Source organism: Kumtagia sp., assembly GCF_059502445.1.
Genome location: NZ_JCACER010000018.1, coordinates 24,265 through 39,551 on the forward strand (window position 1 = coordinate 24,265; position 15,287 = coordinate 39,551).

Sequence of the window (15,287 nt, forward strand, 5' to 3'; positions counted from 1 at the left end):
GGCGGACCGCCGCTACCCAGCGGCGGTATCTTCCGGCTCCTTGCGCGATGCCGACCGTTTCTCCAGCCGGCGCCGCAGGACGTCGCGCAGCCGGTCGCGGATCTCGGCGGCGCCCAGGAAGGCGGGGATGGCCGGCTGCGGCGGTGCCGGCTCCAGCGCCACGCCGACGCTGACGATGCGCCCCTTCTCGTCGACGTCGCGCACGATCAGCTCGATCGGGCCGAGATTGACGCGGTCGGCATATTCGGCATGGCCGCCGAGCCTGGCGTCCATCAGCGCGCTGATCGGCAGCGCCCGCTCGTCTTCGCCGAGCTTGGCTTCGTAGGCGGCTTCGAGGTCGGAGGCCGGGCGCGCCGGATCGACGGCGAAAGCGCCGAAAAAGTCCTCGTCCTCGGGGTCGACTTCGGTGCGGCTGGCGAACAGCCGGTCGAGCAGGCGCGGGTAGCGGTCCGGCACGAAGATGTAGACATGGTCGCCGGCCATCAGCCGGCCGGCATCCTGGAACTTGATCGAGCGTCCTTCGCGCACGACCAGCGACGGCCGCGCCCAGCGCGGGATGCGCTGGCCGCGCAGCACCGGGCTGCCGGCCACCACCGTATAGGCGAGCAGCTCGTGATGGGCCGAGCCCGGGAGCTCCAGCTCGACCTTCTGCAGCGGCCCCAGACGCGCCGGCACGATGAGGCCGAGGAAACGCGCCAGCGGTCCGACCGTCCAGCCCTGTACGACCAGCGACACCAGCACCACGATGAAGGCGACGTTGAAGATCATCCGGCCATGCTCGAGGCCGCCGAGGATCGGCGTGATGGCGAGCAGGATCGAGACGGCGCCGCGCAGCCCGACCCAGGAGATGAAGGCCGTCTCCTGGCGCGGCAGGCTGTAGGGAATGAGGCAGAGCCAGACCGCGATCGGCCGCGCCACGAAGATCAGGATCAAGCCGAGCACGATCGCCGCCGGCAGGATGGGCACGAACTGCGACGGCGTCGCGAACAGGCCGAGCACCAGGAACATGATGATCTGCGCCAGCCACGACACGCCGTCCTGGAAGCGGCGCAGCACCGAGACTGCGCGGATGTCGGAATTGCCGGCGACCAGGCCGGCGAGATAGACGGCGAGGAAACCCGAGCCTCCGATGGCGCCGGCCGCCGCGAAGACCATCAGCGACAGGGTCAGGACGAAGATGGGCAGGAGACCGCTGTCTAGGTTCAGGCGGTCGACCAGCCGCACGATGCCGAAGCCCCCGAGCAGGCCGACCACGGCGCCGAGCACCATGTGGCTGACGAAGCCGAGCGCCAGGTCGAGCAGGATCAGCTCGGCGTCCGGATCGGCGCCGAGGGCGATCACCTCGACCAGGGTGATCGTCAGGAAGATGGCGATCGGGTCGTTGGTGCCGGACTCGACCTCCAGCGTGGCGCGCACGCGGTCGCGCAGGTTGATGTTGCCGGCGCGCAGCAGGAAGAACACCGCGGCGGCGTCGGTGGAAGCGACCGCGGCGCCCAGCAGGAAGGATTCCAGCCAGGTCAGGCTGGTGAGATAGACGGCCGCGACTCCGAACAGCAGCGTCGTCAGCCCGACGCCGAGCGTTGCAAGCGTCAAGGCCGGGCCGGCAGCCTGGCGGAATATCTTGATCGGCGTGCCGAAGCCGGAATCGAACAGGATCACGGCAAGCGCCAGCGAGCCGGCGAAATAGGCGAGCTGCGCATTGTCGAACTGGATGCCCAGCCCGTCCTCGCCGGTGGCGAGCCCGATCGCCAGGAACAGCAGCAGCAGCGGGGCGCCGAAGCGGAAGGCGATCAGGCTCGAAAACGCCGCGGCCACCACCAGGGCCGTCCCGACCAGCGTCGCGAGATAGATTGCCTGATCCATGCAGCCTCGTTCCCAAACCGCACTCCGTCGTTCCATTGAGAGTGCGGCGAAGACAAGGCGCAAGGCAAGCAAATCGCGTTTGCCGGCGCGCAAAAGCAGAACGCCCGGCCGAAGCCGGGCGTCGAGAATTGAGCAGAAAGTGCCGGGGCTTAGCCGATCGTCTTGGCGAAGGCCGCGGTAACGTCGGCCATGCGGTTGGAGAAGCCCCACTCGTTGTCGTACCAGCCGAGGATGTTGACGAAGTTGCCGTCCATCACCTTGGTCTGGTCGAGCAGGATGGTCGCCGAATGCGGATCGTGGTTGAGGTCGGACGACACCAGCGGATGGTTGGTGTAGGTCATCACGCCCTTGAGCCTGCCGTCGGAGGCGGCGATCAGCGCGTCGTTGACCTCCTGCACCGTCGTCGCGCGCTTGGCGATGAATTTCAGGTCGACCAGCGATACGTTCGGGGTCGGCACGCGGATCGAGATGCCGTCCAGCTTGCCCTTGAGCTCCGGCAGGACCAGGCCGATGGCCTTGGCAGCACCCGTCGAGGTCGGGATCTGCGACAGCGCCGCGGCGCGGGCGCGGTAGAGATCCTTGTGCATGGTGTCGAGCGTCGGCTGGTCGCCGGTATAGGAATGGATGGTGGTCATCATTCCCTTCTCGAGACCGACCAGCTCGTGCACGACCTGCGCCATCGGCGCCAGGCAGTTGGTGGTGCAGGAGCCGTTCGAGATCACGACGTGATCCTTGCTCAGCTGGTCGTGATTGATGCCGTAGACGACCGTGATGTCGGCGCCGTCGGCGGGCGCCGAGACGATGACGCGCTTGGCGCCGGCGGTGAGGTGGGCGGAGGCCTTCTCCTTGGAGGTGAAGATGCCGGTGCATTCGAGCGCGATGTCGATGCCGAGCTCCTTCCAGGGAAGCTGCGACGGATCCTTGATGGCGGTGACCCTGAACTTGTCGGAGCCGATGTTGATGGTGTCGCCGTCGACCTTCACGTCGTGCGGGAAGCGGCCGTGCACGCTGTCGTAGCGCAGCAGGTGAGCATTGGTCTCGACCGGACCGAGGTCATTGACGGCGACGACGTCGATGTCCTTGCGGCCGGACTCGTAGATGGCGCGCACGATGTTGCGGCCGATGCGGCCAAATCCGTTGATGGCGACTCTGACGGGCATGAGATCCTCCTGGGAGCAAGGGAGAGCGGAAAACGCGTCCGCCGCTTCATAGCGGCGGATGCGGCAAGAATCCAGCGGGCAAACGCATCCGTTTAAATCGATTAGCTGCAGCCACTACCTGACGGCTCCGGCTCGGTTCGAGCAGGGATAGCCGCGTCAAACCGCCGGCGGCGCGCTCAGCCCTTGGTGCTCAGCCTGGCCTCGACGACCTTGACCGTGGCCTCGGCTGTGATGCCGAAATGCGGATAGAGCTGCTCGATCGAGCCGGACGCACCGAAGCCGTGCATGCCGATGAAGATGCCGTCCAGGCCGATGAAGCGGTCCCAGCTGAGCCGGATGCCGGCCTCGATCGCCACCTTGACCGGCGCGGTGCCGATCAATGCCGCCTGGTAGGCCGCGCTCTGCCCTTCGAACAGCTCGAAGCACGGCACCGAGACGACGCGGGTCGGATGACCACGCTTCTGCAGCTCGGCACGCGCGCCAAGCGCGATCTCCACCTCCGAGCCGGTGGCGAAGATCGTCACCTCGGCCTCGCCGTCGGCGGTGGCGAGTTCGTAAGCGCCGAGGCGGCACAGGTTCTCGTCGGCGAAGTCGGTGCGCACGGCGGGCAGGTTCTGGCGGGTCAGTGCCAGCGTCGACGGGGCCTTGGTGCTCTCCAGCGCGATCTGCCAGCATTCTGCCGCCTCTGTCGCGTCGGCCGGGCGGAAGACGAGATGATTGGGGATCGCCCTGAGTGCCGCCAGATGCTCCACCGGCTGGTGGGTGGGCCCGTCCTCGCCGAGCCCGATCGAGTCGTGCGTCATCACGAAGATCGAGCGGATGCCCATCAGCGACGCCAGCCGCATCGACGGGCGCGCATAGTCGGAGAAGCACAGGAAGGTGCCGCCATATGGAATGACGCCGCCATGCAGCGCCATGCCGTTCATGGCGGCGGCCATGCCGTGCTCGCGGATGCCGTAGTGGACATAACGGTTGCCGTACTTGCCGGCGGAGATGGCGTTGGTCTGCGTGGTCTTGGTGTTGTTGGAGCCGGTGAGGTCGGCCGAGCCGCCGATGGTTTCCGGCACGACGCCGTTGATCACCTCCAGCGCCATCTCGCTCGACTTGCGGGTGGCGACCTTCGGCTTGTCGGCGGCGAGCTTCCTCTTGTATTCGAGGATGGCGTCGTCGAAGCCGACCGGCAGGTCGCCGCGCATGCGCCGCTCGAATTCCGCGCGGGTCTCGGCGCCGGTCTCGGCGAGCCGCTTCTCCCATTCCGGGCGCTTCTTCGCCGAATTGAGTCCGGCGAGCCGCCATGCGTCGAGGATGTCGGAAGGCACCTCGAACGGCGCCGCCGTCCAGCCGAGTGCCTTACGGGTGGCGGCGATCTCGTCCTTGCCGAGCGGCGAGCCGTGCGCGGCCTTGGTGCCGGCCTTGGTCGGCGCGCCGAAGCCGATGGTCGTCTTGCAGGCGATCAGGGTCGGGCGGTCGGATTTCTGCGCGAGCTCGATGCAGCGGGCGATCTCGTCGGCATCGTGGCCGTCGCAGGCGAGCGTGTTCCAGCCGCTGGCGGCGAAGCGGGCGGCCTGGTCGGTGGAGTCGGCCAGCGACACCGCGCCGTCGATGGAGATGTTGTTGTCGTCCCAGAAGACGATCAGCTTGTTGAGCTTCAGGTGCCCGGCCAGCGTCAGCGCCTCTTGGCTGATGCCTTCCATCAGGCAGCCGTCGCCGGCGATCACATACGTATAGTGGTCGACCAGGCCGTCGCCGAACTGGGCGTTGAGGATGCGCTCCGCCAGCGCCATGCCTACCGAATTGCCGAGGCCCTGGCCGAGCGGGCCGGTCGTCGTCTCGATGCCGGCGGCGTGGCCGTATTCCGGATGGCCGGCGGTCTTCGAGCCGAGTTGGCGGAAGTTCTTGATCTCATCGATGGTGATGTCTTCGTAGCCGGTCAGATAGAGCAGCGAGTAGAGCAGCATGGAGCCGTGGCCGGCCGACAGCACGAAGCGGTCGCGGTCGGCCCAGTGCGGCTTCTTCGGATCGTATTTGAGGAAACGCGTGAACAGCACGGTGGCGATGTCCGCACAGCCCATCGGCAGGCCGGGATGTCCGGAGTTCGCCTTCTCGACGGCGTCCATCGACAGGAAACGGATCGCATTGGCCATCCGGTCGTGCTTTTCGCGGTTGCTCATGGCGTGCTCGCTCGTGACGTGGGGGAGGAAGGCGCTGCCCCGGAAGAGGCAGCGGGACACATAGCAGGCGCCGGCTCCGAGTCAACAAAAGCATGGCCGGAACGCCGCCGCGAACGGCTTTTCGGACCCTCGGGGCGATTGCGGGGGAAAGGCCGGACGGCTTTGTTGACGGCCTGTTCGCACAGGGCCTAATCTTTCCCGAATAAATGGTTCTAATCCGTCGGTGATTCGGGAGTTGGCGGAGTTTAGACGGGTACCATGACCGGGGAAACGACGCTGAGGGAAGTCATCATCCGCCTCGGCAAGGCGATGGACACGCTCGAACATGCCGCCGCGTCGCGGCTGGAGCACGAGCAGGATTATTCGGAAGCCGAAGCGGAAGTGCAGCGCATGAACGCCGATCGCAGCCGGCTGGCGCAGGAGCTCGACATTTCGGAGGCCCGCGCCGAACGGCTGGAGGAGGCCAACAAGGAGGTGTCGCGGCGCCTCGTCACGGCGATGGAGACGATCCGCGCGGTGCTCGACAGATAGGTTGGGATGGCTCAGGTTACGGTCACGATCGACGGCAAGACCTATCGAATGGCCTGTGACGAGGGCCAGGAGGAACACCTTCTCGACCTTGCCCAGCGCTTCGACCGCTACGTCTCCCATCTGAAGGATTCGTTCGGCGAGATCGGCGACCAGCGCCTCACCGTCATGTCCGGCATCATGGTCATGGACGAGCTGACCGAGCTGCAGAAGCGCGTGAAGGGCATGGAGAGCGAGATACTCACCTTGCGCAAGACCCGCGACGACGCGCTGATGAAGGCCGACAAGAACGACGCGGCGCTCACCGGCGCGCTCGCCGGACTGGCCCAGCGCATGGAAGTGCTGGCGGAGAAGCTGGCCGCGCGGAAGGAGTAGCGGTCGCTCCGGCTGCCCGGAGCGACGCGGCACGCTACACGATATACTGCCCGCCATTGGCCGTCAGCGTCGAGCCGGTGATGAAGCCGGCCTCGTCGGAGGCGAGGAAGACGACGCAGCGCGCGATCTCGTCCGGCTTGCCGAGGCGCCCGACCGGGATTTGCGCGACGATCGATTCCCGCACCTTCTCCGGCACCGCCATCACCATGTCGGTGCCGATATAGCCGGGGCAGATGACGTTGACGGTGATGCCGGCGCGGGCGCCCTCCTGCGCGAGCGCCTTGGTGAAGCCGATGTCGCCGGCCTTGGACGCCGAGTAGTTGGCCTGGCCCATCTGGCCCTTCTGGCCGTTGATCGAGGAGATGGTGATGATGCGGCCGAACTTGCGGTCGCGCATGCCGGTCCACAGCGGATGCGTCATGTTGAAGGCGCCGTTGAGGTTGGTGTCGACGACCTCGCGCCACTGCTGCAGCGTCATCCTGTGGAACATGGCGTCGCGGGTGATGCCGGCATTGTTGACCAGCACGTCGACCGGCCCGAGATCGGCCTCGACCTGGCCGATGCCGGCGACGCAGGCGTCGTAGTCGGCGACCGACCATTTATACGTCTTGATGCCGGTCTCGGCGGTGAACTTTTGCGCCGCCTCGTCATTGCCGGCATAGTTGGCGGCGACCTGATAGCCGGCGTTCTTGAGAGCGATCGAGATGGCCGCCCCAATGCCGCGCGAACCGCCGGTGACCAGTGCTGTACGAGCCATGATTCTTCTCCTCCCTTTGGTCGGAGGAGCGAAGAGCGGGTAGCGAATAGCGAATTGGGATTTGTCCCGCTCGCGTCGCTCGTCCTCCCCTATTCGCTACTCCCTATTGGCTATTCGCCTTTTTAGTTCATCGCCTCGACGCACATCGCCACGCCCATGCCGCCGCCGATGCACAGCGTCGCAAGACCCTTTCTGGCGCCGCGGCGGCGCATCTCGAACACCAGCGTATTGAACACGCGCGCGCCGGACGCGCCGATCGGGTGGCCGATGGCGATGGCCCCGCCGTTGACGTTGACGATGTCGGGGTTCCAGCCCATGCCCTTGTTGACCGCGCAGGCCTGCGCGGCGAAGGCCTCGTTGGCCTCGACCAGGTCGAGATCGTCGACCTTCCAGCCGGCCTTCTCCAGCGCCTTCTGCGAGGCGGGGATCGGCCCCGTGCCCATGACGGCCGGATCGACGCCGGCGGTCGCCCAGGAGACGATGCGGACAAGCGGGGTGAGGCCGCGGCGGGCGGCCTCGGCCTCGCTCATCAGCAGCGCGCCGGCGGCGCCGTCATTGATGCCGGAGGCGTTGGCGGCGGTCACCGTGCCTTCCTTGTCGAAGGCGGGCCTCAGCTTCTGCATGGCGTCCAGCGTCGCGCCGTGGCGGATGTATTCGTCGGCGTCGACTATCGTGTCGCCCTTCCTGCCGGGCACCGTGACGGCGACGATCTCGTCCTTGAACTTTCCGCCCTTCTGCGCCGCCTCGGCCTTGTTCTGCGAGGCCAGCGCGAACTGGTCCTGCATGTCGCGGGTGATCTGGAACTGTTTTGCGACGTTCTCGGCGGTGACGCCCATGTGATAGCCGTTGAAGGCGTCCCACAGCCCGTCCTTGATCATGGTGTCGATCATCTTGTAGTCGCCCATCTTCACGCCGGCGCGCAGGTGCTGCGCATGCGTGGACAGCGACATCGACTCCTGGCCGCCGGCAACCACGATCTTGGCGTCGCCGGCGGCGATCTGCTGCATGCCGATGGCGATGGCGCGCAGGCCGGAGCCGCACACCTGGTTCAGGCCCCAGGCGGTCGTCTCCTTCGGCAGGCCGGCGTTGATCGAGGCCTGCCGGGCCGGGTTCTGGCCCTGGGCGGCGGTCAGCACCTGGCCGAGGATCACCTCGTCGACTTCCGCCGCTTCGACGCCGGCGCGCGCCAGCAGCTCGCGGATCACCACGGCGCCGAGCTCATGCGCCGGCGTCGCCGCGAAGGAGCCGCTGAACGATCCGACAGGGGTGCGGGCCGCGCTGGCGACGACGATGGCGTTGGCTGCAGACATTTGTTTCTCCGTCGGGTTTTTATCGGGTTTTCACCAGTTCTGGCCCGCCCCGGACGGGGAGTCAAACCGGAAAATGGCGGCTCGCCCGAGCCTCCGCCGCATGCTGCACCCATGCTGCGCAGCAATTTTCTGCCGCACCGCCACGCAATGAATCCCGCACCGCACAAACCGCTTGGAATTACGACGGCTTTGCGCATATCCTGACCGGACGCCAAATCGTTACCGGCCGCTTACGCTGCGGCGGTGCTTCCCGGGGAGGATGCTGATGGCCGCGAAGGACGCCCCTGTCGTCATCAAGAAGTATGCGAACCGGCGCCTCTACAATACGGGCACCAGCACCTATGTGACGCTGGAAGACCTGGCCGGCATGGTCAAGCGCAACGAGGACTTCACGGTCCAGGACGCCAAGACCGGCGAGGACATCACCCACCCGGTGCTGACCCAGATCATCTTCGAGCTGGAGAACAAGGACGGGCAGAACATGCTGCCCATCCCGTTCCTGCGCCAGCTCATCGCCTTCTATGGCGACCAGATGCAGATGATCGTGCCGAGCTTCCTGGAGCAGTCGATGAGCGCCTTCGCCAAGGAGCAGGAACGTTTTCGCGAGCAGCTCAAGTCGAGCCTCGGCAAGACGCCGATGGACATGATGAAGATGGCGCCGATGAAGGCGCTGGAGGAGCAGACGCGCCGCAACATGGAGCTGTTCCAGAACGCCATGAAGATGTTCACGGCCTTGCCCGGCGGGATCCCGGCCGCGACGCCGGAGCCGCCGAAGAAGGAGCAGGGAAAGGCGGACGACCTTTCGGAACTCAAGGAGCAGATCGCCGCCATGCAGCGCAAGATCGACTCGCTGAGCTGAGCGGCTGATTTTCTAGGCCTTCCGGTGATGAATCGAGACTGTTCGTCCGGTTGACGCTTGAGCTGAGCTAAAAGAATATTGCTCTGTTTCGGCGGGAAAGCGGTGCCACTCCAAAGGTGATGCAAGCAGAAATCCTGCTCCGCCGGCACGAATGTCGCCGCCCCACGTCGGCGCCGGGTCGGTAGCGCGCTCGCGAAGGTTTGATCGCTTCCGCCAGGAAACCGGCAGCGCGAGCGATGGCCAAGGGCGGGGGATTGCCCGCATAGTGCGGCGCAGCGTCCTTCGAGGCCCGCCCGCCATGCCCGTTCGCCTGTTTGCCGCGCTCTGCCTGCTCCTGTTCATGGCTCCCGCCGCCTCGGCGCAGGAGGACGGGCCGGTGCCGAGCAAATGCATGGCGATCGCGCAGGCCCTGCCAAAAGTCACCTATGCCAGCTTCACGCCGGCCCAGGCCGCCGGCGAGGGCGAGGTCGCCATCACCTATGCCGGGCATTCGACCTATCTGATCGACACGCCGGCCGGCGTGCGCATCGCCACCGATTTCAGCGGCGTCTATGGCGGCAGCCCGCCGCCGCGCGTCGCCACCATGAACAAGGCGCACCGCACCCACTATACCGACGATCCGGACCCGGCGATCGAGCACGTATTGCGCGGCTGGAACCCGGCCGGCGGGCCGGCGCGCCACGCCGAGGTGGTCGACGACGTTTACATCCGCAACGTCACCACCGACATCCGCAACTGGGGCGGCGAGCTCGAGCGCGACGGCAATTCCATCTTCATCTTCGAGGTCGCCGACCTCTGCATCGGCCATCTCGGCCATCTGCATACGCGGCTCAGCGACGCCCAATACGGCGCGATCGGCCGGCTCGATGTCGTGATGGTGCCGATCGACGGCGGCATGACCCAGTCGCTCACCGGCATGAGCGAGATCACCACGCGGCTGCAATCGTCGATCGTGCTGCCGATGCACCGCCACTCGACGCCGATGGCGGAATTCCTCGGCATGATGGGCGACGCCTTCGCCGTCGATTTCCGCAACAGCCGCTCGCTCACGGTGTCGCTGCGCAGCCTGCCCGACCGGCCGACCATCGTGATCCTGGACGGCGTGTAACCGTCACCCGCCGGATCTGGCCTTTATCGCCGGCGTGACGATATCGAGCGCGTCGGTGGAGATGCCGCCGGAATAGCCGGCGGGTAGCGTTTCGATTGCGGTCGGCGCGTCCAGGCCCTGGGAAAAACCGCCGGAATAGGGGCCGAGCAGGAAGACGCGGGTATCGGCCGCATCCATGCGGTCGAGGAAGCGATTCGGCCAGCCCCACAGCCAGGGCGCGACGTTGACGGGGACGAGCAGCGTCGTGCCGCGGCAGGCTTCCGGCACGGTGCCGCTCCAGCCGAGCGCGGCATAGCGCAGGACGCAGGCTTTCAACGATCGCCGGCTGAAGACGCGCATGTCTGGCAGAGCCTGCTTCACCGCATCGACCGGCTCGTCGCCACCATAGACGGTCAATCGTGCACGGCTCTCCGGCGAAAGCGTTCCGAGGAAAGCGGCCAGCTTCCCGCCCTCCGCCGGATCGTTGCTCTTCACGTTGACGTGGAAGCGGCGGTCCGGAAAACGCTCCAGCACCTCGGCGAGCGACGGCATCAGACCGATACCCTTGCCGCGGAAGGGGAAGGTGACGCCGCCGTCGGCGGTATAGCCGTAGCCGATGTCCAGCGTCTTCAGCGTCGCCATGTCGTGATCGCGGGTGGCCCCGGTTCCCTCCGTCCGGCAGTCCAGCGTCCAGTCGTGGAAGACGGCGAACTGCCCGTCCGTGGTTGGATGGACATCGAGCTCCAATACGTCGGCGCCGAGCGCGAACGCCGCTTCCATGGAAGGGATGGTGTTCTCCAGGAAGGCGTGGCGCGGGGGCAGCATCCTTGCCGCCGTGCAGGTCTCGGCGTCGAGACCGGCGCGATCGTAGTCCTGGGCCAGGCCGCGATGCGCGAGCACCATCGGCTTTCCCGGCGGCCGGCCGGACAGCAGCGACGTATTGCCCAGCCACAGCGCGCCGGCGGCGGCGCAGAGGGTCAGGGCGGCGATGGTCCAGCGCTTCATTGCGGAATCGGTCTCCTCTCGGCGCAATGGCTGGAGCGGCAAAACCCGGCGATTTGACGGCAACTGGACGTTGAAGCCGTTCACGTCCCGGACGGCGGTCCTTCCATGTCGCCCTTCAGCCGGTCGAGGATCGACAGCGCGTGCCCGGCATAGCCGCTGATCCAGCGGTCGTGGATGCGCTTGATCGGCAGCGCGTCGAGATGGTTCCAGCGCTCGCGGCCGTCGCGCCGGACGACGATCAGGCCCGCCTCCTCCAGCACGTTCAGGTGCTGCATCACGGTGCAGCGGTCGAGCTCCGGCAGCGCCTCGCACAGCATGCCCGTCGTCTGCGGCGCCTCTTTCAGCCGGTCGAGCAGGCCGCGTCGCGTGGCATTGGCCAAAGCCTTGAAAACGCTGTCGTCCTTGACTTCGCTTGACATGTTATAAATCTATAACATATTATGCCGTCAGACAAGAAGGAGCTGTGGATATGTCACTCGGATTCAAGATATCCGGCCGCATCGCCAAGCCCGTCGACGAGGTCTTCGACGCCGTCGTCAACCCCAGGAAGCTCAGCGGCTATTTCACCACGATCGGCGGCGCCAGCGCGCCGCTGGTGGAAGGCACCACCGTCACCTGGTGGGGCGACATCCCGGTCGAGGTCGACGAGATCATGCCGGAGGAGCGCATCGTGCTGCGCTGGGACGCCGGCGTACCGGCCGGCGCACCGTCGTACAAGACGCGCATCGAGATGAAGTTCGATGCGCTCGACGACCGGTCCACCATGGTCACCATTGCCGAATCCGGCTGGGTCGAGGATGAGAACGGGCGCAGCAAGTCATACCTCAACTGCGAGGGCTGGACGCAGATGCTGTGCTGCATGAAGGCCTATCTCGAATACGGTATCAATTTGCGCGAGGGCTACTACCGCTCGGAGATGCGGGGCGAGCCGGCGCGCGAACACAACATCTGAGCATCGGCCGTCAGGAGGACATCATGACCGCGACGATCACCGGCGGCATCAACATCGCCATGAAGGTGCCCAGCCATCAATACGAGGCGACCATCCGCTTCTACCGCGACGTGGTCGGCCTGAAGCCGTTTACCGCGAAGGAGCCCGCCATCGGCTTCGAGCTCGGCCCGAACCGGCTGTGGATCGACGAGGACCCGACCATGAGCCAGGCCGAGCTGTGGCTGGAGCTGTTCACCGACGACCACAAGGGCGCCCTCGATCATTTCGAGGCGGCAGGCGTCGTGCGCTGTGATGCGATCGAGCCGCTCGGTGAAGGGTTTCGCGGCGGCTGGATCATGAACCCGGCCAACATCGTCCACATGGTGCGCCAACCCGACGCCTGGTGAGGCGTCCCTCGGGACGCCAGATGGGAGAACCGCCGGACCGGCCCCTGCCGGGTCGCCGACACCACGGGATGGAGGAAGAGATGAAATCGGAAAACACGCCAGTCGCGGTCGCCGAGATGCTGATCCGCAGGCCCGTCGAAACGGTCTTCGCAGCCTTCGTCGATCCGGCGATCACGACGAAATTCTGGTTCACCCACGGCAGCGGCCGGCTCGACAGCGGCGGGCCGGTCCGCTGGGACTGGGCGATGTACGGCGTTTCGACCGACGTTGTCGTCGACGAGTTGGTTGCGAACGAGAAGATCCTGATGCGATGGGGCGAGCCGGCGACTACGGTTGAGTGGCGGTTCGACCCGCGGCCCGACAGCACGACATTCGTCGGCGTCCGCAACTGGGGCTTTGCCGGGGACGCCGAAAGCCGGGCCGGGCAGGCGATCGGCTCCACCGAAGGGTTCACGCTGGTGCTCGCCGGGGCCAAGGCCTGGCTGGAGCACGGGCTGGCGCTGGAACTGATCAGGGATCGTTATCCCGACGGACTGCCGAAAGAGTGATCTATCTATCGTCGGGTTGCCGCCGAAAGCCCTCTCCGCGGATCAGCAGCATGGTCCGGGCCGAGCTGCGAAAGACGGCGATCGCGCCCTTATCGCTCCGTCAGCTTGAGCTCGATGCGGCGGTTGCGGTTGCGCGCCTCGTCGCTGTCGCCTTCCTCGAGCGGCTGGTATTCGCCGAAGCCGGCGGCGACGAGGCGGTTGGCCGGCACGCCGTCGGCGATCAGGAATTTCACCACCGAGGTGGCACGCGCCGACGACAGCTCCCAGTTGTCGCGGTAGCGGCCGGTGCCGGACAGCGGCCGGTTGTCGGTGTGGCCGTCGACGCGCAGCACCCAGTTGATCTCCGGCGGGATCTCCTTCTGCAGCTCGATCAGCGCCTGGGCGAGCTTGGCCATCTCGACGCGGCCGGCCTCGTTGATCACGTCGGAGCCGACCGGGAACAGCACTTCCGACTGGAAGACGAAGCGGTCGCCGACGATGCGGATGTTTTCCCGGTCCGAAAGAATCTCGCGCAGGCGGCCGAAGAAGTCCGAGCGGTAACGGTTAAGCTCCTGCACGCGCTGGGCGAGCGCGACGTTCAGCCGCCGGCCGAGATCGGCGATCTTGGTGTTGGATTCGCGGTCGCGCTGCTCGGAGACGTCGAGCGCCGATTCGAGCGCGCCGATCTGCTTGCGCAGGGCGGCGATCTGCTGATTGAGCAATTCGACCTGCGAAAGCGCCTGCTGGCTGATCTGGCGCTGCTGATCCAGCTCGCCGGACAGCGTGCCGATGCGCGCGTCGGCGGCGGCACCCGCGCCGGCGCCGCGGTCGAGCAGCTGCTGCAGGCGCGATCGCTCGGATTCGGCGACGTCCAGCGAGGCGCGCAGGTTGAGCAGCTGGTCCTCGGCGTCCTGGGCGTTCGACTGCTCCAGAGCCAGCAGTTGCGTGAGCTCGTTGATCTGCGAGTTGAGGCGGCTGAGCACCTCGTCCTTGCCGGAGATCTCGCGGCTGAGCAGGAACTGCGCCAGCACGAACACCGACAGCAGGAACATGATGGCGAGCAGCAGCGTCGACAGCGCGTCGACGAAGCCCGGCCAGTAGTCGATGCGGCGGTCGCCGCGGCGGCTCCGCGCCAGCGCCATGTCAGTTCAACTCCCGGTTCTTCAGCGCCTCGGCGATCTTGTCCAGCGTGGCGCGCAGCGCCTTCTGCTCCTGCGACTGCGCTTCCACCCAGTCGCGCATGATCTGCTGCTCGCTGCGCATGTTCTTGACCAGGCCGGAAATGCCGTCGGCGAGGTTGGCCATGGCGGTGGCGACGCGCGGATTGGCGCCGCCGTTCTCCTGCAGCGCGCGCAGCCGCTCGCCGAGAGCCTTGAGCTCGTCGGCCGTGCCGGCGCGCGCCGGGTCGGGCACGCCGGCGATGTCGGAGGAGAGGTCGGTCACCGAGGACAGCCAGTTCTCCAGCTCGGTGTAGAAGCGCGTCTGCGCGCGGCCCGCCTGCAGGTCGAGGAAGCCGAGGATGAGCGAGCCGGAGAGACCGAACAGCGAGGAGGAGAAGGCCGTGCCCATGCCCGACAGCGGCGCCGACAGGCCGGACTTGAGGGCGTCGAGCACGGCGGCGGCATCGCCCGTGCCCGGATCGAGCGACTGGATGGTGTCGCTAATCGAGCCGATCGTCTCGAGCAGGCCCCAGAAGGTGCCGAGCAGGCCGAGGAAGACGAGCAGGCCGACCAGGTAGCGCGACACGTCGCGGCTCTCGTCGAGACGGTTGGCGATCGAGTCCAGCATGGTTCGCATCGAGCTCGTCGACAGCGCCATCGAGGACGAGCGGCCGAGCAGCGCCTTCATCGGCGCCAGCAGCACCGGCTCGCTGGTCTCGGAGCCGGCGCGGAAGGAATTGACCCACTGGATCTCGCGGAAGAGCCGGACGACCTGGCCGAAGGCGAGCAGGATGCCGACGAGAAGAACGCCGGCGATGAGGCCATTGAGACCGGGATTGGAGGCGAAGGCGGAACCGATCTGCCGGGCCAGGATCGCCGCGATGAAGGCGACGATCGCCAGGAAGATCACCATGGACAGCAGGGCCATCCGGGGGCTGGACAGCTTGTAGGGGTCGTATCCTTCCGCCGCCTCGCCAGTCCGGAAATTCTTCAAGAACGTCATTCCGTGCCCGATTCCTGCCCGCTTCCTGTCGCGCGGGACTCTAAACGGAAATGTGACGAAAATGGAAGGCACGCCGGGCAAGGAATGCCGGGGAGGGCCGTCTTTCTGCCTGCAGCGAGCCGCCGGGTTCGGCCGCCGGTCGGC

At 66.6% G+C, this 15,287-nt stretch carries 16 protein-coding genes; 7 read left to right on the forward strand and 9 right to left on the reverse strand.

Features of this window, described 5'->3' with window-relative positions; all coding sequences use genetic code 11:
* Positions 1–12: 12 nt before the first annotated feature.
* From AC5JDC_RS07305 to tkt, 3 genes are all read right to left on the reverse strand, one after another.
* Complete coding sequence (locus AC5JDC_RS07305; protein ID WP_495840441.1) at positions 13–1,863, reverse strand: potassium/proton antiporter; 1,851 nt, start codon at positions 1,861–1,863, stop codon at positions 13–15.
* 149 nt (positions 1,864–2,012) lie between these two features.
* Positions 2,013–3,023, reverse strand: a complete 1,011-nt coding sequence (gap, locus tag AC5JDC_RS07310) for a type I glyceraldehyde-3-phosphate dehydrogenase (protein ID WP_495840443.1) — start codon at positions 3,021–3,023, stop codon at positions 2,013–2,015.
* A gap of 176 nt (positions 3,024–3,199) precedes the next feature.
* Positions 3,200–5,194 carry a transketolase gene (tkt, locus tag AC5JDC_RS07315; RefSeq protein WP_495840445.1) on the reverse strand — a complete coding sequence of 665 codons (1,995 nt, stop codon included), beginning with the start codon at positions 5,192–5,194 and terminating at the stop codon, positions 3,200–3,202.
* Positions 5,195–5,452: 258 nt separating this feature from the next.
* On the opposite strand from tkt, the gene AC5JDC_RS07320 reads away from it, so the two are divergent.
* Positions 5,453–5,725: a DUF4164 domain-containing protein gene (locus AC5JDC_RS07320; protein ID WP_106773684.1), complete on the forward strand. Its 273-nt coding sequence runs from the start codon at positions 5,453–5,455 to the stop codon at positions 5,723–5,725.
* A 6-nt stretch (positions 5,726–5,731) separates the two neighbouring features.
* Positions 5,732–6,097 carry a cell division protein ZapA gene (locus AC5JDC_RS07325; protein ID WP_106773685.1) on the forward strand — a complete coding sequence of 122 codons (366 nt, stop codon included), beginning with the start codon at positions 5,732–5,734 and terminating at the stop codon, positions 6,095–6,097.
* A gap of 34 nt (positions 6,098–6,131) precedes the next feature.
* On the opposite strand, the gene phbB is transcribed toward AC5JDC_RS07325, so the two are convergent.
* On the reverse strand, positions 6,132–6,854 hold the full coding sequence (phbB, locus tag AC5JDC_RS07330; RefSeq protein ID WP_495840448.1) for an acetoacetyl-CoA reductase: 723 nt from the start codon (positions 6,852–6,854) through the stop codon (positions 6,132–6,134).
* Between the two features lie 122 nt (positions 6,855–6,976).
* The gene (locus tag AC5JDC_RS07335) at positions 6,977–8,164 is read right to left on the reverse strand and encodes an acetyl-CoA C-acetyltransferase (RefSeq protein WP_495840450.1); all 1,188 of its coding nucleotides are present in this window, start codon (positions 8,162–8,164) and stop codon (positions 6,977–6,979) included.
* Between the two features lie 265 nt (positions 8,165–8,429).
* Here AC5JDC_RS07335 and phaR point away from each other — a divergent pair, with 265 nt between their 5' ends.
* Together phaR and AC5JDC_RS07345 are read left to right on the forward strand one after the other, a co-directional pair.
* On the forward strand, positions 8,430–9,023 hold the full coding sequence (gene phaR, locus AC5JDC_RS07340; RefSeq protein ID WP_495840452.1) for a polyhydroxyalkanoate synthesis repressor PhaR: 594 nt from the start codon (positions 8,430–8,432) through the stop codon (positions 9,021–9,023).
* 298 nt (positions 9,024–9,321) lie between these two features.
* Complete coding sequence (locus AC5JDC_RS07345) at positions 9,322–10,131, forward strand: MBL fold metallo-hydrolase (protein WP_495840454.1); 810 nt, start codon at positions 9,322–9,324, stop codon at positions 10,129–10,131.
* A 3-nt stretch (positions 10,132–10,134) separates the two neighbouring features.
* Here the strand turns inward: AC5JDC_RS07345 and AC5JDC_RS07350 are convergent, their stop codons facing one another.
* The gene (locus tag AC5JDC_RS07350; RefSeq protein WP_495840456.1) at positions 10,135–11,115 is read right to left on the reverse strand and encodes a glycerophosphodiester phosphodiesterase family protein; all 981 of its coding nucleotides are present in this window, start codon (positions 11,113–11,115) and stop codon (positions 10,135–10,137) included.
* 80 nt (positions 11,116–11,195) lie between these two features.
* Positions 11,196–11,534 carry an ArsR/SmtB family transcription factor gene (locus AC5JDC_RS07355; protein ID WP_495840458.1) on the reverse strand — a complete coding sequence of 113 codons (339 nt, stop codon included), beginning with the start codon at positions 11,532–11,534 and terminating at the stop codon, positions 11,196–11,198.
* Between the two features lie 50 nt (positions 11,535–11,584).
* Between AC5JDC_RS07355 and AC5JDC_RS07360 the strand changes: the two genes are divergently transcribed.
* The 3 genes from AC5JDC_RS07360 to AC5JDC_RS07370 all read left to right on the forward strand — a co-directional run bounded on the left by AC5JDC_RS07360 (position 11,585) and on the right by AC5JDC_RS07370 (position 13,001).
* Positions 11,585–12,067 (forward strand): SRPBCC domain-containing protein, encoded by a 483-nt coding sequence (locus AC5JDC_RS07360; RefSeq protein ID WP_495840460.1) that lies wholly within the window; start codon positions 11,585–11,587, stop codon positions 12,065–12,067.
* A gap of 23 nt (positions 12,068–12,090) precedes the next feature.
* Positions 12,091–12,453 (forward strand): VOC family protein, encoded by a 363-nt coding sequence (locus AC5JDC_RS07365; protein ID WP_495840462.1) that lies wholly within the window; start codon positions 12,091–12,093, stop codon positions 12,451–12,453.
* An 80-nt stretch (positions 12,454–12,533) separates the two neighbouring features.
* Positions 12,534–13,001 (forward strand): SRPBCC family protein, encoded by a 468-nt coding sequence (locus AC5JDC_RS07370; RefSeq protein WP_495840464.1) that lies wholly within the window; start codon positions 12,534–12,536, stop codon positions 12,999–13,001.
* A gap of 89 nt (positions 13,002–13,090) precedes the next feature.
* Here AC5JDC_RS07370 and AC5JDC_RS07375 read toward each other — a convergent pair whose 3' ends face one another.
* Positions 13,091–14,122, reverse strand: a complete 1,032-nt coding sequence (locus tag AC5JDC_RS07375; protein WP_495840466.1) for a peptidoglycan -binding protein — start codon at positions 14,120–14,122, stop codon at positions 13,091–13,093.
* A gap of 1 nt (position 14,123) precedes the next feature.
* Positions 14,124–15,143, reverse strand: a complete 1,020-nt coding sequence (locus AC5JDC_RS07380; RefSeq protein ID WP_106773695.1) for a MotA/TolQ/ExbB proton channel family protein — start codon at positions 15,141–15,143, stop codon at positions 14,124–14,126.
* Positions 15,144–15,287 lie beyond the last annotated feature (144 nt).

What these genes read in the sequence shown, in the direction of transcription:
- gap (WP_495840443.1), bottom strand. Translation starts at nt 3,023, where the DNA reads ATGCCCGTCAGAGTCGCCATCAACGGATTTGGCCGCATCGGCCGCAAC.
- tkt (WP_495840445.1), bottom strand. Translation starts at nt 5,194, where the DNA reads ATGAGCAACCGCGAAAAGCACGACCGGATGGCCAATGCGATCCGTTTC.
- phaR (WP_495840452.1), top strand. Translation starts at nt 8,430, where the DNA reads ATGGCCGCGAAGGACGCCCCTGTCGTCATCAAGAAGTATGCGAACCGG.
- AC5JDC_RS07375 (WP_495840466.1), bottom strand. Translation starts at nt 14,122, where the DNA reads ATGGCGCTGGCGCGGAGCCGCCGCGGCGACCGCCGCATCGACTACTGG.
- AC5JDC_RS07365 (WP_495840462.1), top strand. Translation starts at nt 12,091, where the DNA reads ATGACCGCGACGATCACCGGCGGCATCAACATCGCCATGAAGGTGCCC.
- AC5JDC_RS07370 (WP_495840464.1), top strand. Translation starts at nt 12,534, where the DNA reads ATGAAATCGGAAAACACGCCAGTCGCGGTCGCCGAGATGCTGATCCGC.
- AC5JDC_RS07360 (WP_495840460.1), top strand. Translation starts at nt 11,585, where the DNA reads ATGTCACTCGGATTCAAGATATCCGGCCGCATCGCCAAGCCCGTCGAC.
- AC5JDC_RS07305 (WP_495840441.1), bottom strand. Translation starts at nt 1,863, where the DNA reads ATGGATCAGGCAATCTATCTCGCGACGCTGGTCGGGACGGCCCTGGTG.
- AC5JDC_RS07355 (WP_495840458.1), bottom strand. Translation starts at nt 11,534, where the DNA reads ATGTCAAGCGAAGTCAAGGACGACAGCGTTTTCAAGGCTTTGGCCAAT.
- phbB (WP_495840448.1), bottom strand. Translation starts at nt 6,854, where the DNA reads ATGGCTCGTACAGCACTGGTCACCGGCGGTTCGCGCGGCATTGGGGCG.
- AC5JDC_RS07325 (WP_106773685.1), top strand. Translation starts at nt 5,732, where the DNA reads ATGGCTCAGGTTACGGTCACGATCGACGGCAAGACCTATCGAATGGCC.
- AC5JDC_RS07335 (WP_495840450.1), bottom strand. Translation starts at nt 8,164, where the DNA reads ATGTCTGCAGCCAACGCCATCGTCGTCGCCAGCGCGGCCCGCACCCCT.
- AC5JDC_RS07345 (WP_495840454.1), top strand. Translation starts at nt 9,322, where the DNA reads ATGCCCGTTCGCCTGTTTGCCGCGCTCTGCCTGCTCCTGTTCATGGCT.
- AC5JDC_RS07380 (WP_106773695.1), bottom strand. Translation starts at nt 15,143, where the DNA reads ATGACGTTCTTGAAGAATTTCCGGACTGGCGAGGCGGCGGAAGGATAC.
- AC5JDC_RS07320 (WP_106773684.1), top strand. Translation starts at nt 5,453, where the DNA reads ATGACCGGGGAAACGACGCTGAGGGAAGTCATCATCCGCCTCGGCAAG.
- AC5JDC_RS07350 (WP_495840456.1), bottom strand. Translation starts at nt 11,115, where the DNA reads ATGAAGCGCTGGACCATCGCCGCCCTGACCCTCTGCGCCGCCGCCGGC.